General features: G+C 64.6%; 16 protein-coding genes and 1 tRNA gene. 10 read left to right on the forward strand and 7 right to left on the reverse strand.

Features of this window, described 5'->3' with window-relative positions:
* Window positions 1–207 precede the first annotated feature (207 nt).
* Window positions 208–918 carry an alpha/beta fold hydrolase gene (locus NCG91_RS23190; protein WP_251351363.1) on the forward strand — a complete coding sequence of 237 codons (711 nt, stop codon included), beginning with the start codon at window positions 208–210 and terminating at the stop codon, window positions 916–918.
* 63 nt (window positions 919–981) lie between these two features.
* Here NCG91_RS23190 and NCG91_RS23195 read toward each other — a convergent pair whose 3' ends face one another.
* From NCG91_RS23195 to NCG91_RS23210, 4 genes are all read right to left on the reverse strand, one after another.
* Window positions 982–1950, reverse strand: coding sequence for an alpha/beta fold hydrolase (locus tag NCG91_RS23195; RefSeq protein ID WP_099667104.1), 969 nt, complete (start codon window positions 1948–1950; stop codon window positions 982–984).
* Between the two features lie 144 nt (window positions 1951–2094).
* Window positions 2095–3123 carry a sulfotransferase gene (locus NCG91_RS23200; RefSeq protein ID WP_251351364.1) on the reverse strand — a complete coding sequence of 343 codons (1029 nt, stop codon included), beginning with the start codon at window positions 3121–3123 and terminating at the stop codon, window positions 2095–2097.
* Window positions 3120–3857, reverse strand: coding sequence for an aspartyl/asparaginyl beta-hydroxylase domain-containing protein (locus NCG91_RS23205; RefSeq protein ID WP_251351365.1), 738 nt, complete (start codon window positions 3855–3857; stop codon window positions 3120–3122). The genes NCG91_RS23200 and NCG91_RS23205 overlap by 4 nt, the downstream gene beginning before the upstream one ends.
* Window positions 3842–4348 (reverse strand): GNAT family N-acetyltransferase, encoded by a 507-nt coding sequence (locus NCG91_RS23210; RefSeq protein ID WP_251351366.1) that lies wholly within the window; start codon window positions 4346–4348, stop codon window positions 3842–3844. The genes NCG91_RS23205 and NCG91_RS23210 overlap by 16 nt, the downstream gene beginning before the upstream one ends.
* Window positions 4349–4495: 147 nt before the next feature.
* Between NCG91_RS23210 and NCG91_RS23215 the strand changes: the two genes are divergently transcribed.
* The 6 genes from NCG91_RS23215 to NCG91_RS23240 all read left to right on the forward strand — a co-directional run bounded on the left by NCG91_RS23215 (window position 4496) and on the right by NCG91_RS23240 (window position 11321).
* Window positions 4496–5512: an SAM-dependent methyltransferase gene (locus NCG91_RS23215; protein ID WP_251351367.1), complete on the forward strand. Its 1017-nt coding sequence runs from the start codon at window positions 4496–4498 to the stop codon at window positions 5510–5512.
* A gap of 122 nt (window positions 5513–5634) precedes the next feature.
* Window positions 5635–6294: a sorbitol dehydrogenase family protein gene (locus NCG91_RS23220; protein WP_251351368.1), complete on the forward strand. Its 660-nt coding sequence runs from the start codon at window positions 5635–5637 to the stop codon at window positions 6292–6294.
* Window positions 6291–7949 (forward strand): GMC family oxidoreductase, encoded by a 1659-nt coding sequence (locus tag NCG91_RS23225; protein WP_251351369.1) that lies wholly within the window; start codon window positions 6291–6293, stop codon window positions 7947–7949. Before NCG91_RS23220 ends, NCG91_RS23225 begins: the two co-directional genes overlap by 4 nt.
* On the forward strand, window positions 7946–9409 hold the full coding sequence (locus tag NCG91_RS23230; RefSeq protein WP_251351370.1) for a c-type cytochrome: 1464 nt from the start codon (window positions 7946–7948) through the stop codon (window positions 9407–9409). Before NCG91_RS23225 ends, NCG91_RS23230 begins: the two co-directional genes overlap by 4 nt.
* Before the next feature lie 140 nt (window positions 9410–9549).
* Complete coding sequence (locus NCG91_RS23235; RefSeq protein ID WP_034788967.1) at window positions 9550–9951, forward strand: GtrA family protein; 402 nt, start codon at window positions 9550–9552, stop codon at window positions 9949–9951.
* Between the two features lie 71 nt (window positions 9952–10022).
* Entirely contained in the window at window positions 10023–11321 is a 1299-nt protein-coding gene (locus NCG91_RS23240; protein WP_251351371.1) for an NCS2 family permease, read from the forward strand.
* Window positions 11322–11430: 109 nt separating this feature from the next.
* Here the strand turns inward: NCG91_RS23240 and NCG91_RS23245 are convergent, their stop codons facing one another.
* Window positions 11431–12138: a GntR family transcriptional regulator gene (locus tag NCG91_RS23245; protein WP_099667112.1), complete on the reverse strand. Its 708-nt coding sequence runs from the start codon at window positions 12136–12138 to the stop codon at window positions 11431–11433.
* Between the two features lie 269 nt (window positions 12139–12407).
* Here NCG91_RS23245 and NCG91_RS23250 point away from each other — a divergent pair.
* Window positions 12408–12483, forward strand: a tRNA-Asn gene (locus tag NCG91_RS23250).
* Window positions 12484–12628: 145 nt separating this feature from the next.
* On the opposite strand, the gene NCG91_RS23255 is transcribed toward NCG91_RS23250, so the two are convergent.
* Entirely contained in the window at window positions 12629–13012 is a 384-nt protein-coding gene (locus tag NCG91_RS23255) for a hypothetical protein (RefSeq protein ID WP_251351372.1), read from the reverse strand.
* A gap of 337 nt (window positions 13013–13349) precedes the next feature.
* Between NCG91_RS23255 and NCG91_RS23260 the strand changes: the two genes are divergently transcribed.
* A complete protein-coding gene (locus NCG91_RS23260; RefSeq protein ID WP_251351373.1) occupies window positions 13350–14141 on the forward strand; it encodes an alpha/beta fold hydrolase in 792 nt (263 codons plus the stop codon).
* 5 nt (window positions 14142–14146) lie between these two features.
* Here the strand turns inward: NCG91_RS23260 and NCG91_RS23265 are convergent, their stop codons facing one another.
* Window positions 14147–14836 carry a hypothetical protein gene (locus NCG91_RS23265; RefSeq protein ID WP_251351374.1) on the reverse strand — a complete coding sequence of 230 codons (690 nt, stop codon included), beginning with the start codon at window positions 14834–14836 and terminating at the stop codon, window positions 14147–14149.
* Window positions 14837–14972: 136 nt separating this feature from the next.
* On the opposite strand from NCG91_RS23265, the gene NCG91_RS23270 reads away from it, so the two are divergent.
* On the forward strand, window positions 14973–15812 hold the full coding sequence (locus NCG91_RS23270; RefSeq protein ID WP_251351375.1) for a M15 family metallopeptidase: 840 nt from the start codon (window positions 14973–14975) through the stop codon (window positions 15810–15812).
* The last annotated feature ends 106 nt before the right edge of the window (window positions 15813–15918 follow it).

A 15918-nucleotide genomic window follows, 5' to 3' on the forward strand; every position in this document is an offset into this window, starting at 1 on the left:
TTCGAGTCCAGGTCGGGGAGCCAGAACACGCAGTAGCAGAAAGCCCAGCCTTCACCGGTTGGGCTTTTTGCATTTCAGGGCCGGCGCAGACGCCCGTGTCGCCTGCTCTTGATCCACCGCATGGACCACCAGGCATCTGGCGCTATGCTGGAGGAGACAAGGCGTTGGCGGCTCTGTCATCGCTTGCAATTTCCGGGAGGGGCTGACATGGATGACATCGCACGCGCCGGACCGGCGACGATCGTGCTCGTGCATGGTGGTTTTGTCGACGGGTCCGGCTGGGAAGGTGTTTACCGGGTACTGCGTGACGAAGGCTGTCACGTTGCCATTGTGCAAAACCCAACGCTATCGCTGGCGGACGACGTGGCCGCGACGGGCCGGGTCATCGCCGCAGTGCCGGGTCCCGTGGTCCTGGTCGGTCATTCGTACGGGGGCGCCGTGGTCACGCAAGCGGGGAACGATCCCAGGGTCAAGGCATTGGTCTACATCGCGGCGTTTGTGCCGGATCAAGGGGAGTCTGTCGATTCCTTGCTGAAGAATGCCCCGCCCGGCGCGCCGGTGCCGCCGATCTTGCCGCCGCACGATGGCTTCCTGTTGCTCGACCAGAAAAAGTTTGCGGCCGCCTTCGCCGCCGATGTCCCCAGGCACAAGGCCAACTTCATGGCGGCATCGCAAGTGCCCTGGGGGATGGCTGCCTTGACGGGCGTGGTCAGCGCGCCAGCGTGGAGGAGCAAGCCCAGCTGGTACCTGGTCGCGACCGGGGACCAGATGATTGCACCGGCGATGCAGCGCCAGATGGCGGAACGGGCGGGCTCGACGGTGGTCGAAGTTGCCGGCAGCCATGCCATTTACATTTCGCAAGCCCAGGCGGTGGCGTCGCTGATCCGCAAGGCTGCGGCGAGCATTGCCGGCGACTAGGCCGGCAGTGTGCCGGCCAGCCTGTCGGCCCCCGAAAAGGGCGTCATGTCATGGGGCGTCGGATCAGGGCTTGGCAGTCGCATCCAAGGTCTTGATGATGGCTTCTTGAAATTGCACCGGTTCATCCTGGTGTATCTGATGGCCGGAATGCTCGAAGAAGAACAAGCCCTTCCTTGGCGCCTTCAAGGTGTCGAAATACGCTTGCGTGATCCTGGTCGAGGTCTGGATATCGTTTTTGCCGACGAAGAAATACACGGGGCAGTCGACGCTCTTCAAGGTCTTGGGCAAATCAATGTTCATGACCTCGTTCCAGACGGGCGACCAGGTCTTTGACCATTGCAGAAAGCCCGTCTTGAAACCTTCGCTCGTCGCAAATGCCTTGCCATCCTTGTAAAAAAGCCATTTCCTTAGATAGAACATGCTTTCGTCACTTGCAAACGGAAAACTGATGCTGTTCAGCTCCTGGCTGGCGACGGCATTGTCCTTGAAATGCACTTTCAAGGCTTGCAGCAATTCTTTCTCGCTTTCCAGCTGGCTCACGACAGGATTCGACGCGAAATAGGCATGCAGCAATTCCGGGTGACGCTTGACGATATCAAAGCCCAGGACGTTGCCCCAGGAACTGCCCAGCAAGTATATTTTGTCCTGCTTTAACTCCTTGCGCAGAAATTGGATGACTTGATACGTGTCCTGCTCCATCTGCCCGACGGACGGCTGCGTGGGGGAGGGATTCAGTTTCAAGGTTTTTCCGGCATCCCGCTGGTCCCATTGCACAATCGTAAATCTGCTTTTCAGGAGATTCGTAAAGGCATCCGCCCCCTTGATCATGGAGCTTCCCGGGCCGCCGGATAAAAACAGCAGCACGGGCTTGTTTGCGTCGTCCGTCTTGATTTCCACCACTTGCTTGATGCCGCCAATATCGGGTGTCAGGGTGGTGGTGACTTCCGCGGAAGCGGGTGTCGCTGCCGCCGTGGTTTGCGCCTTGCATGCGTAGAAGGGAATCAGGGCGGTCAAGAGCACTGCCAATGTCATTTTTTTTATCATGGTGTCAGGGTCGGTTTCAGGTTGCTTGCACCGGCGCATTCTGCGCCGCAGTTGAACAGCTAATTTATCGCATGGTTTCCAGCGGGTACGTCGACATGTCTCCTCGTTAAAAAGTTGTTTTTATAAAAATTATTAACTTTGCCCGGCATGCAGCCGCAACGCTTCCAGCGCCAGATAAGCGGCTTGCAATTGCGCGGCGATGGCGGCCAGGCCGCTTGCCGCGGGCGCGGGCGGATCGCCGTGGTAAGCCGTGCCGTACTTCGCATGCACGCCGCCTTGCGCGCGCATCGCTTGCAACTGCGCCGCTGTGGCGGCGATGCCGAAGCGGGGCAATACATCGCTGAAGAGGATGTCGGGCAATTGCTTATAGTTAATTAACTGCAGCTGGCCTGCCGCCGCATGGGACCGGGCGGCGTCGAACAGGCTGGCCAGCACGAGGCCCGTATAGCCATCGAGATCGCCCGGCGCCAGCTGGTGCGGGGGCAGCGGCAGCTGTGCCGGGTGCAGCATGCCGGGCACCATCTGCGGGCCGCGCTGGCGCTGGTGCGAGGCCAGCACGGCCAGCGGTTCGCGGTAGACGAACAGGCAGGGCGTGCCGGGAAACGCTTGCCGCAGCAAGTCCAGGCTGTGGATGTGCCAGCAGTCGAACTTGATGAAGAAGTGCGTCTGTGCGCCGGAACGGCGCTGGCCCAGGGCCAGGATGGCCTGGCGCAGCAGGGCCACGCTGGCCGCCGGGTCGGCGCTGTCGTGATGCAGGCGCAGCAGCGAGTCGATGACGGGCGGCTCGGACATCACTATGCATTGCGGCAAGGATGCCAACAGCTGGCTCAGCAGGGTCGAGCCGCAGCGCGAGACGTGGAAGATGAAGGCGTCGGGCGCCAGGCCATCGCCGAGCGTCGCCAGCGCCGCCAGCGCCGCCAGCGGCGTGCGGCAGACGCGGCGCTCCCCGTGCGGCTGGCGCGCCAGGGTATTGACAAAGAAGGCGTCGCTGAAGGGTGTTTTTCCCAGCTCGCGCCAGCACATGGCGGCGTCCGCCCATGTTTCGCCCCGCTCCACGTACAGCGGATACCAGCCGCGCAGGTCCATGCCCTCGTGCCACGGCACCGTCTCGCCCTTGGCCAGCAAGCGTTCCTGCTGGGCCAGGCCCGGCGCGGCGCTCACGGCGCGTTACCGTCGGCCAGGGCAGCCAGCGCGCTGGCCAGCGCCAGGCTGGCGGGCGAGGGCGATAGCCGCAACTGGGCGATGACGGCCCGCACATTGCCATCGTTGATGCTGGGGTCGCCATACCTGTGGGGCGCTTTCGGCACGAAGCCGGCCGAGGCGAACAGCGCTTCGAGCCAGGCATTGCTGATGCAGTCGAGCACGAGGTGGATGCGCGGCGTCGTGCCCCGGTTGTGCACTGCGTGCAGGCAGCTGGCATCCATGTACCAGGCGTGCCCGGCCGTGAAGTGGACGGTTGCGCCATCGATGGTGAACAGCACCTGCGGCGAGGTGTGGATGGGGATATGGATGCGGACGAGGCCATCGGCCAGCGACATGCCGGCGTCGCGGTGCTCGCGGATGAGGGTGCCCGGCGCCAGCGCCATCAGGCGCGCGGCGTGAAGCTCGCATGCGAAGCTGGCAAGCACCTCGCGCAGGCAGGGGCAGCACGCCAGTTGCGGCGTGGCGGCATAGGCGGGGCCGTTGACGGGCATGATGTGCTCGGACTGGCCGCCAGGCGAGCGCAGCGGTATGCAGCTCCAGCCCGTGTCGTAGGCGCCCGTGTTGAAATGGCTGATCCATTCGCCGGCGGCGAACTGGTCGCTGTCGCTCTGCATGCGCGCCACGTCGAAGCGCAGCGGCAGTTGCAGCCAGGTGCTGGGGGTATGTTGCGCCGGCACTATGGCGCGCTCCATTCCAGTTGCTCCTGCACCTCGTTTTCCCCGCGCAGGCGAAAGCCCAGCCGCTGGTACAGTGCGCGCGCGGCGGCGTTGCCCTTGTTGACGGCAAGGTGGATCCGGCATTGCTCCGCAGCAGCTTGCGCCTGCAGGCCGCGCAGCACGGCGCTGCCGGCACCCTGGCCTTGCGCGGCGGGCAGGATGGCGATGTCGACCAGGTGCAGCACCTGATTCCGGCGCTCCAGGATCAGGCGGCCGATGGGCGTGTCGCCGTGCTGCAGCACCAGGTACACGGCGTGCGGATACGTCTGGCGATAGCCGTGGCTTTGCATGCGCTGCTGCATGGCGATCAGCTGTTCGATGACGGCGGGCGCGGCCGGCATCTGGCGCAAGTCGTCGCGCGTGGAGCCGTACAGCGCGGCGGCAAAGCCTTCGTCGTCGTCGCGCTGGACGCGCAACTGGTAGGGGGCGGGCAGGCTGGCGAGGGCGGAAAGCGGCAAGGCGTGCATCGGTGCTCCGGTAGGTGGTTGCGATGGCGGCAAATGAGCAGGCATGTATTTATTTGCTATGCTGCCAATTTTTCCGCGTACTTGCAATCATTTCAAGGAGGTCGCCTTGCATTCTGTCTTTATCCCGCCTTGCCCGTGGAGTCGCGCGTGAATCCGGCGCGCGCGGAACTGGCCGCCATTGCGGCCGCGCTGTGCGATCCGCAGCGCTCCCTGGCCAGCCTGGTCGGTGAAACGGTGCAGCTGCGCCAGCTCGTCGAGCGCCATTCGCGCCTGGCCATGGACCGGCAGGACGGCTTGCGCGATGGCGAAAGTTTTCTGCCCAGCGGCTGGGCCATCTCGCCCGTGCAGGCGGGACTGTGCGCGCGCGAGCCATACCGCAGTGCCGCCTTCATCCAGGGCCTGGCGCAGGCCGTGCGCGAGCGCCTGGACGTGAGCGGCGGGCGGCCCGTGCGGGTGCTGTATGCGGGTTGCGGCCCGTTCGCCCTGCTGGCCTTGCCGGTGATGGCCGTGCTGGATGCGCAGTTGGTGCAGTTTTCCATCCTCGACGTGCATGCCGAGACCCTGGCGTATGCGCGCGACCTGATCGCAGTCCTGGGCCTGGACAGCCACGTCGCCGAGTACCTTTGCGCCGACGCGGCCGCCTGCCGCATTCCTGCCGGCGCCATGCCGGACGTGATCGTCAGCGAAACCATGAATACGGCGCTGGGCAAGGAGCCGCAGGTGGCCATCCTGCGCAATCTGCACGCGCAAGCGCCTGCGGCGACGCTGCTGCCGGCGGCCGTCACCGTGCACCTGGGCCTGGACCGGCGCGCGCCGGATGCGCCGTGTACCGACTGGGGCCGCGTGTTTACCCTCGATGCGGACGCCTTGCGCGCCTGGCAGGACGAAGGGGGCGACAGCTTGCCGGCCGCCACCATCCGCCTGCCCGACGTGCTGGAGCAGGCGCCGCGATTGCTGACGCGCATCCGCGTGCATGGCGATATCGTCCTGGGCGACCATGAGTGCAGCCTGAACCTGCCCCTGGCCTTGCCCGGCAAGCCCAGCCTGGCCGGCGGCAGCGTGCTCGACTTCCATTACCGCCTGGGCAACCAGCCGGGACTGGCGTTTTGCCTGCGCAGAATGCCTGAATCCATACCGGAATTGCCCAGGGCCGTGTCTCAGTAGTAGTACTACATTGGCAGACTATTTACTTCTGTAGGATAATATGGAACCGGTTCCATCTATGCGCAAATGCAATGTAGCGCAATCATCGAAGTCAATAAAATAACAAGTCTTGCGGGAGTCTCATGAACCATCCAGGCACTGAACCATCTGCAACATCCGTTTCATCCCTTCCTCGCATCAGCCGCCGCCATGCCCTGATCGGCCTGGCTGCCCTGCTGGCGCAGGCCGGTTTCTGGAGCAATCCCCTGTCCGCGGCCATGTCGGCGCCGGCCAGCGCTCCGGCCACCGGCCTGGCGCCCGCCACCATGCTGTTCTACACCTTGTCGCAAACGATCACGGGCCACCGCGACCTGTCCGCCGAGACGGCGGCGCGCATCGAGCAAGCCATGCGCACCAACGTGCCGGGCTTCGCCGACCGCTTGCCGCAGCTGGGTGCGCTGCTCGTCACGGGCCAGGAAGCCAAGGCCCTGCTGGCGGCCGCCAGCGCCGCCGATGCGGGTCTGCGCGAGCTGGCCCTGGCCATCGTTGCCGCCTGGTACACGGGCACCGTCGCCGGAAATGCGGCGCAGGGCACGAAGTCCATCGTCGTCGCGTATGCGGAAGCGTTGATGTACCGCACGGTGGCCGATGGCCAGGTCGTGCCGACTTACTGCAATTACGGCCCCCTGTGGTGGCTGAAGGCGCCGCCCGCCGTGGGCGTGTCCGCGCCCGTGGCGCCAAAACCCGTACCGGCCCCGGCCACCACCGGCACTCCCGAAACCAAAGGCAAGCAAGCAAAATGAAATCACCCCAATTCAAGAGTAATGGCGACGTCGTCGCCGATGTCGTCATCGTCGGAACCGGCGTCGTCGGCGCCATGATGGCCGACCAGCTGGCCGCCCAAGGCCATTCCGTGATCATGCTGGAAGCGGGCTTGCGCATCGAGCGGGGACAAGCCGTGGAAAACTGGCGCAACATGCCGTTCGAGAACCGCGTCGGTTCCGATTTCCAGGGCCTGTATCCGCAGGCGGACAACGCGCCCGCGCCGCTGTATTTTCCAAAAAACAACTATGTGGAATTGTCTGGTCCCAGCGGCAGCAGTTTCCAGCAGGGTTATCTGCGCACGGTGGGCGGCACGACCTGGCACTGGGCCGCGTCGTGCTGGCGCCATTTGCCGTCCGACATGCGCATGAAAAGCGATTACGGGGTAGGGCGCGACTGGGCCATCTCCTACGATGAGCTGGAACCGTACTATTGCCGCGCCGAGCAGGAAATGGGCGTGGCCGGCCCCAACGATCCCGCGCTGCAGTCGCCCAGCGAGCGCAGCGCGCCGTATCCGATGGACATGGTGCCCTGGGGCTATGGCGACAAGCGCTTCGCCGAAGTGGTCAACCCGCACGGCTACCGTTCCGTGCCGATTCCGCAAGGCCGCTCGACGCGCCCATGGCAGGGACGCCCGACTTGTTGCGGCAATAACAATTGCCAGCCGATCTGCCCCATCGGCGCCATGTACAACGGCATCCACCACGTGGAGCGGGCCGAGCTGAAGGGCGCGGGCGTGCTGGCCGAGGCCGTCGTTTACCGCATCGACACGGACCAGAACAACCGCGTGACGGCCGTGCACTGGTATGACGCGAAGAAACAGTCGCACATGGCGACCGGCAAGGCCTTCGTGATTGCCTGCAATGGCATTGAAACGCCCCGTTTGCTGCTGCTGGCGGCGAACCAGAACAATCCGAACGGCATCGCCAACAGTTCCGACCAGGTGGGCCGCAACATGATGGACCACTCGGGTTTCCACTGTACCTTCCTCGCCAATGAACCGATCTGGACGGGCCGCGGCCCGGCGCAGAGCAGCTGCCTGGTGGGGCCGCGCGACGGCGCCTTCCGCGCGCAGTATTCGGCCAACAAGATGATCTTGAACAATATCACCCGCGTTGGACCTGCTACCCAGCAATCCTTGAAGCTGGGCCTGGTGGGCAAGGACCTCGACGATGAAATCCGCCGCCGCGCCGCGTTCGGCGTGGACCTGTCGATCAGTCTGGAACCCTTGCCGGAAGCGCATAACCGCTTGACTTTGAGCAAGACGCGCAAGGACCCGCTGGGCCTGGCCTGCCCCGACATCTACTATGACGTGGGCGACTATGTGCGCGATGGCGCGAAGGCCGCGCATGCGCAGCTGGAGCACATCGGCAAGCTGTTCGGCGCCGTGGAATTCCATATCACCGACAGCCTGAACGCGAATAACCACATCATGGGCGGCGTCATCATGGGTTCCAATCGCGCCGATTCCGTGGTCGACGGCAATTGCCGCGCCCACGATCACGCCAACCTGTGGCTGCCGGGCGGCGGCGCCATGCCGTCGGCCAGCGTCGTCAACACCACCCTCAGCATGGCCGCGCTCGGTTTGCGCGCGGCGGACGACATCACCCGCACCCTGGCAAGGGAGGCAGCATGATGCGCCGCCTGTCCTTCGCTCTCGGCCTGGCCTTGCTGGCCGGCGGCGCCATCGCTGCCGTGCCTGCCTCGGCGCCGCCCGTCACCCTGACGCCGGACCGTCCCGCCGCGCCGGCGGCCGCCAAGCCCGATGCGCGCCTCGAGCGGGGCCGCTACCTGGCCATCGCCTCCGACTGCATGGCTTGCCATACGGCAGCGGGCGGCAAGCCGTACGCGGGCGGCTACGCCATCGATTCGCCCCTGGGCACGATTTACGCGACGAATATCACGCCTTCGAAACAAGGCGGCATCGGCCGCTACACGGAAGCCGACTTTGCGCGCGCGCTGCGCGAAGGCATGCGCGCCGACGGCAGCCATCTGTATCCGGCCATGCCCTACACCAGCTATGCGCAGCTGACGGATGCGGACGTGGGCGACCTGTATTACTACTTCATGCAGGCCGTTCAACCCGTCGACGCGCCGGCGCGCCAGACGGCCTTGCCATTCCCGTTCAATGTGCGCTTGTCGATGCTGGGATGGAATACTTTGTTCCTGGACAATAAACGCTTCGTGCCGGACCCCACGAAAAGCGCGCAGATCAACCGCGGCGCCTACCTGGCCGAAGGCCTGGCGCACTGCAGCGCCTGCCATACGCCGCGCAACGCGCTGATGGCGGAAATCGGCAGCCAGACCCTGGCGGGCGCGTCGCTCGGTTCCTGGCATGCGCCGAATATCACGTCCGACAAGGTCAGCGGCATCGGCGCGTGGACGGATGCGGAACTCACGGCTTACCTGAAGACGGGCCACGTGGAAGGCAAGGGGCAGGCGGCGGGCGGCATGGCCGAAGCCATCCAGAACAGCCTGCAGTTTTTGCGCGACGACGACGTGGCCGCCATCGTGGCCTGGCTGCGCACGGTGCCGCCCGTGCGCGCGCCGGGGCAGACGCAAGCTGCCTTCAGCCATGGCAGCGCCGCCAGCGAAGAGCCGCTGCTGCGCGGCATGGCCAGTTCCACCGAGCGCCATTCGCTCAACAGCGGCGCGATCCTGTTTTCCGGCTACTGCGCCAGCTGCCATTCGGCCAGCGGTGCCGGCAGCACGGGCCAGGCGTATCCCGCCCTGTTCAACAACACGGCGACGGGCGGCAGCACGCCGGCCAACCTGGTCTCGGCCATCTTGTTTGGCGTCGAGCGCAAGATCGAAGGGGAAGAGCATGAAGCGTTCATGCCCCGTTTCGACCAGCGTTCGTATGTGCAACCCTTGACGGACGAGCAGATCGCCGCTATCGCCAATTACGTGCTGAAGCAGTATGGCAACCCGGATGTGTCCGTTACGCCCGCGTATGTGGCGCAGGCGCGCAGCGGCGGCGAGAAACCCGTGCTGGCGCGCGCACAACCGTTCATGCTGCCGGGCGGCATCGTGGGAATCTTGCTGTTGATCGCATTGTTTGTGTGGCTGCGCAGGCGCCGCCAGCGCAAGGAATAAGTGTCGAAACGGCGGCGAATATGAACGTTGGGCGCAACTTGCAGTAAAATGCAGGCTGAAAAATGGTTACGAGCAATCGTAGCCATTTTTTATTCTGGCCCGATCCCGGCAATTGTTTTCGTCTTATTTGAAAATTGACAATGTCCCATTCCCTGCATCACCAATTTTTGCGTTTCGCCGCCGTCGGCGCTTCCGGCACGGCCGTGCAATACAGCGTGCTATGGGGTGGCGTGGAATGGGCCGGCATCAGCGCCGCCGCCGCGTCCGGCATCGGCTACATCCTCGGTTCCGTCGTCAACTACCTCCTCAATTACTTTTTCACGTTCAAGAGCGACAAGGGCCATGGCGAGGCGGCCAGCAAGTATTTCACCCTGCTGGGCATCGGCTGGTGCATCAATACGGGCCTGATGTGGCTGCTGGTACACCAGCTGGGCTGGTATTACTGGCTGGCGCAGGTGCTGGCGACGGGAATCGGGCTGGTCTGGAATTTCGCGGGCAGCCGCTGGTGGGCCTTCAAGCCGGCCGGCGCAGCGGGAAAGTAGTCATTTCGTCATAAAAAGAGGCGCACTGGCCACACGCAGGCGCCCGGTTTTACCAAAACAAGGGGTTAATCATGCAGTTCCTGGAACGCTATTTCAAACTGAAGGACAACGGCACCAATGTGCGCACGGAGCTGCTGGCCGGCCTGACCACGTTCCTGACGATGGCCTACATCATCTTCGTCAACCCGTCCATCCTCGGCGACGCGGGCATGCCGAAAGACTCCGTTTTTGTTGCCACCTGCCTGGCGGCCGCCATCGGCACCCTGATCATGGGTCTGTACGCGAACTATCCGATCGCGCTGGCGCCGGGCATGGGCTTGAATGCGTATTTCTCGTACACGGTGGTCAAGGGCATGGGCATGAGCTGGGAAGTGGCGCTGGGCGCCGTCTTCATTTCCGGCTGCCTGTTCATCCTGGTCAGCCTGTTCAAGGTGCGCGAGATGATCATCAACAGCATTCCGCCCGCGCTGCGCACGGCCATCACCGTCGGTATCGGCTTGTTCCTGGCGATTATTTCCCTGAAAAGCGCCGGCGTGGTGGTATCGAACCCGGCCACCATCATCGCGCTGGGCGACTTGCACCAGGCGGCGCCCATCCTGGCCATCCTCGGCTTTTTCATCATCGTCGCGCTGGATCGCCTGGAAGTGCCGGGCGCGATCCTGATCGGCATCCTCACCATCACCGTCGCCAGCTTCTTCTTTGGCGGCAACCAGTTCAACGGCATCGTTTCGACGCCGCCCGCCATCGAGCCGACCTTGTTCAAGCTCGACATCATGGGCGCGTTGTCGATCGGCATCGTTAACGTGGTGCTGGTATTTTTCCTGGTGGAATTATTCGATGCGACGGGCACCCTGATGGGCGTGGCCAACCGTGCCGGCTTGTTAAAAGACGGCAAGATGGAACGCATGAACAAGGCCTTGCTGGCCGACAGCACGGCGATTGCCGCCGGCGCCTGCCTGGGGACGTCGAGCACCACGGCCTTCGTGGAAAGCGCTGCCGGCGTGCAAGCGGGCGGCCGCACGGGCTTGACGGCCGTGGCCGTTGCATTGTTGTTCCTGGGCAGCCTGTTCTTCGCCCCGCTGGCGCACACGGTGCCGCCGTATGCGACGGCGCCCGCGCTGCTGTACGTGGCGTGCCTGATGCTGCGCGAACTGACTTTCATCGACTGGGATGACAGCACGGAAAGCATTCCTGCCGCCATCACGGCCTTGATGATGCCATTTACGTATTCCGTGGCCAGCGGCGTCGCCTTCGGCTTCATCACCTATGCGGTATTGAAACTGCTGACGGGCAAGGGCAAGCAAGTGTCCGTGGTGGCTTACATCATCGCCGCCATCTTCCTGTTCAAGTTCATCTACCTGGGCGAATAGCGGGGAGGGCAGGGCCGGAGCCGCGCGTTAGGTACTGCTATCGAAAAAGCGGCAATCGCAAAAAGGCCGCCCGTGCATCCGCAGGGGCGGCCTTTTTTGATGACGGGGCCTACATCAGCAGCGCGGCCACCAGGTCTTTCCTGTCGTCGCTGGCGCTGCCGTCGAAGCGCAAGGCCGCTTCCACGTGCGACAGGTGCTCGACCATCAGGCGCGCCGCCAGGTCCGCGTCGCCGTTGCGCGCCGCCTCGAGAAAGCGGCCGTGTTCGTCGTACGAGCAGGCGGCGGCATGGCCGGACTGGTACAGCATGGTGATGAGCGAGCTGCGGCCCACCAGTTCGCGCACGATGTCGCGCAGGACGGCGTTGCCGGCGATATCGGCCAGCAAGACGTGGAAGTCGCCCAGCAGTTGCGAACGCAGCGGCGTCGCTTGCGCCAGCGCCAGGCGTTCCGCCTTCAGGTGGCGCTCCAGCATCCGGTAGTCGGCAGGCTTGGCCCGCGCGACGAATTCGCGCGCCAGGGCCGCTTCGATGACGCGTCGCGCGGCAAAGATGTCGCGCGCCTCCGCCTCGGTCGGCTGGCTGACGAAGGCGCCCTTGTCGGGCACCATGCGGATCAATTTATCTTTTGAAAGAATGAGCAGGGCGGCGCGGATCTTGGTGCGGCTGACGCCATACAGCCGGCACAGCGCTTCTTCGCGCAGCCGGGTACCGGGCGGCAATTGGCGCGCCACGATGGCGGCCGCCATATGCTCGGCAATTTCCGCCGAGCTGTCGCCGCTGCCGGGTTTGTCCACCAGGGTTGCGCTTGATTCTGTCATGTCGGGTGAGAGCAGTAAGCCAGGGGCAAGGTGAGCTTGCAAGCGCATGTCCGCGCGGCGGCGTGGTTGACGCCCCGTTGCCGGCATGCCGTTGTGCGCCTTCCATATCGGCAAGGCCTGGCTATTCTACTATCTTGCGTGGCACCGCGCAGACGGGCGCAGCCATCCGGCGAGGCTGGCTCGCCGGCGGCCTGTTTTGCTGCTCATGCAGCAACCATGTCGTAACGACTGGACATGGGAAATTTTGACGTATATAATTCGGCCTCCTTTCCCTGATAGCTCAGTTGGTAGAGCGACGGACTGTTAATCCGCAGGTCCCTGGTTCGAGTCCAGGTCGGGGAGCCAGAACAAGCAGTAGCAAAGGGCCACGTGGCAACACGTGGCCCTTTTGTCATGCGCGCACGGTTTTCCGTTCACGCTGGCCATGCCGTGTTAGCGGCGTGCGCGACGCCGGCCCGCTGATGGCAGGGGGCGCGCAGCGTTTCCCGGATCAGGGATCGACAAACACGTCGAAACGCACCTTGAGCGGGCTGCCCCACGAGATTTCCACCCAGGCCCGGAAGCCGCCATTGTATGGCGCAATGTTGTACACGGCCATGCGGGCGGCGCCAATGAAACGGTCCTGGGCAGTGGCGCCGTATTCGCTGATGTTGAGGAAGACGCGCGAATTGGCTTTCACGTTGGCATTGGCGAAGTTGACCGAAGGATGCACGCCGTTGGCCGTCCACGTGTAGTAGGTGGTGAAGGCGGCGGGGCTCAGGTTCAAGTCCTGCGCGGCCGCGCCTTTGGCGCTTTGGCCTTCCTGTTCCATCGGCAGCTCGGTTTCTTCCAGTGCCAGGTTGCTGCCGGTGCGATGTTCTACTTTCATTTCCATGATGTACTCCTGATCGATAGTTTGGACGCCGCGCCTGTCGTCGTGCGGCAAGACGCCCTATCTGTTGCCGTGACGGCCAGTGTCACGTCCTGGCTGATAAGGTAGCCGCCTGCTCCATGCTGTGGGAGTAAGCTATTCTAGGCAAACGCGCGGGCAAAAAGGGGGTGGCGCCACCGGAAAAACGGCGCTCGCTTGTGCTGGCGCAAACACCTTGCAGGCAGGCGGCAAGATCTTTTCCCGTAGGCTATTTTTACGGGGCGCCACGCATGTCGCGCAGGACAATGGCACAATAGGCTCAGCCGACCTGCCGATGCGGAAACCGTTGCGAGCCTAGCCCATGCCGATACTGAACCTGAGTGCCGAAACCGATATCTATTACGAATTGATCGACGGCGACCCCGCCAAGCCCTGCCTGGTGTTTCTGCACGAGGGACTCGGTTGCTGTGCGATGTGGAAAGATTTTCCCGCGCAGCTATGTCAGGCGACGGGGTGCCGCGGCTTGCTGTACGACCGCCACGGCTATGGCCAGTCGTCGCCGCTGGCGGCGCGCCGGCAGCTCCATTATTTGCACGATTACGCACTGTGCGAGCTGCCGCAAGTGCTGGCGGCACTGCTGCCGGGACAGGATCATTTTCTCGTCGGCCACTCCGATGGCGGCAGCATCGCCCTGATCTATGCGGCGCAGCAGCCGCCCCGCTTGCGCGGCATCATCACCGAAGCGGCGCACGTGTTTGTCGAGGGCATCACGCTCGAGGGCATCCGCGTGGCGGACGCGGCGTTTGGCGCGGGCAAGCTGCGTGCGCTGGCGAAATACCATGGCGACAAGACGGAGACCATCTTCAAGGCCTGGTCGGATACTTGGCTCAGCTATGGTTTCCAGTTCTGGAACATCGAGTACCTGCTGCCTTCCGTCGAATGCCCGGCGCTGGTGGTGCAGGGCAGCGAGGACCAGTACGGCAGCGCGGCCCAGGTCGACACGATCGTGGCGCAGGCGCTCAACGCCGTGCCCGCCATGGTCGAGCAGTGCGGCCATACGCCGCACCAGGAGCAGCCGCAGGCATTGCTGGCGCTGATGGAAGGCTTTTTGCAAGGCCGCATGGACGCGGCCACGCATCCGAGACACACATGAGTTCCTCAATGGCAGGCGGGATCGCTGTCCCAGCGGCCCGAGCAGATGCGCGAGCGGCACAGCATGCCTTCGATCAAGCCCAGCTGCTTGCAGCGCCGTAACAGTTCCGCCGTTTCCTGTTCCTGTTCCTGCTCCTGTTCCTGCCTGCGCAGCACCACGTCGCGCACGGGCGCCGCCGTGCCTTCTTGCCGGTGCGCGTGGGCCACCATCGCCGTCAGCAAGGCGACGTCGCTGTCGCCGGGCGCGCCAGCCGGCCGCGTCCCCTGTGGCCGCGCGGCCGCCTGGCGCACGGGCGGCGGCGTCTTGCGCGGCGCGCTCGCGGCCGCCGCCTCGGGCAAGGGCGATGCCGCCATATTGACGATGGTGGCCGCCTGCGCCGCCTGTGGCGGCACCGTTGGCGCCGGCACTGCGGGTGCCGCCATGGCCGTGGCGGGCGCTGCCGGCCGGGGCCGGGGCAAGACCTCCGTGTCGTAGGCGAACACGGCCGTGATCAGCACCGCCAGGCACAGCGCGCCTGCGGCCCCGTGCCGCCAGCCGGGGCGCCAGCGCAGGGCCGGCATGGCAGCGGGCGCGGCGACGCCGTGTTCGAGCTGCGACAGGATGCCCTTGCCTTCGATGCGCGCGCCAGCCGCGCCGGCCTTGCCCAGCAGGTCGGGACCGCGCGCCTGGCCATCCCCGGTTTTCAGTAAAGACAAAATATCACCTCCGCAGTGGATCAAATTCGACTGACCTTGATGTAAACCGCGCTCATGCGGGCCGCGGACGCCTACGATCTAGCGATACCGCCGAGCACGCTGCCCGGCCCCGGCTATTCCCCTTACGGAGCGCCCCATGTTCGTCGCCCTCGTCCTGATGTATTTCTTGCTCGCCTGTTTTGCCTGCTGGCTGCTGCTGTTTCCCGGCGGCCGCGCCATCGTGCTGCACACGCTCGTCAACCTGGGCTGGCGCATGCAGCGGCGCGCGCAGCACTTGAAGGGCGGCAGCGGCGCGCAGTGGCAGCGCGTGCAACGCTACACGGGCTCGGGCATGGCGCGCGCCTGGCAACTGCTGTGGCGGCACCGCTGGCTGAGCCTGGCGGGCAGCGTGCTGGTCATCGTGCCGCCGCTGCTGGCCTGGCTGTCCAGCGACCGCATCGCCCTGCGCGGCTATGCCGACCAGCAACACGTCATCAATGACCAGGTCAGCGACTTGCTGAAAGGCGAGCAGCTGGTGCCGCCGCCGGCCTTGCCGCCGCTGCTGTTTTCCACGGCGGAAGTGACGCAGCTGCGCCCGCTGCTGGGCGGCGCCAGCCGCAACTGGCAATTGCTCGACCACGATTACGCGCAGCGTTTGCTGCTGGTCTTCAAGATCATGAAGGACGTGCATGGTTACGACATGGTCTTGCTGGAAGGCTATCGCAGTCCCGCGCGCCAGGATCAGCTGGCGGCGGCCGGCCCGAACGTGACGAACGCGAGGGCGTTTCAAAGCTATCACCAGTATGGCCTGGCGGCCGATTGCGCATTCATGCATGAAGGAAAGCTCATCATTTCTGAAAAAAATGCCTGGGCCATGCGCGGCTACCGTTTATATGGCGTGACGGCCGAATCGGTGGGTCTGCGCTGGGGCGGGCGCTGGACCATGATGGACTTCGGCCACACGGAATTGCCGCAACCGCGCGTGCTGGGCAAGTAAGCCGCGCCAGCCATTCTAGCGCCGGGCGGCGGTCGGATTTTCACAGCTGCAAACTTGCTTGCGCAGCGTCAAGAGCACAGCGGCGCCTGCCGCGCGCTGGCGCCTG

This window comes from Janthinobacterium kumbetense, from assembly GCF_023703445.1.
GTDB classification, from domain to species: domain Bacteria; phylum Pseudomonadota; class Gammaproteobacteria; order Burkholderiales; family Burkholderiaceae_D; genus Janthinobacterium; species Janthinobacterium kumbetense.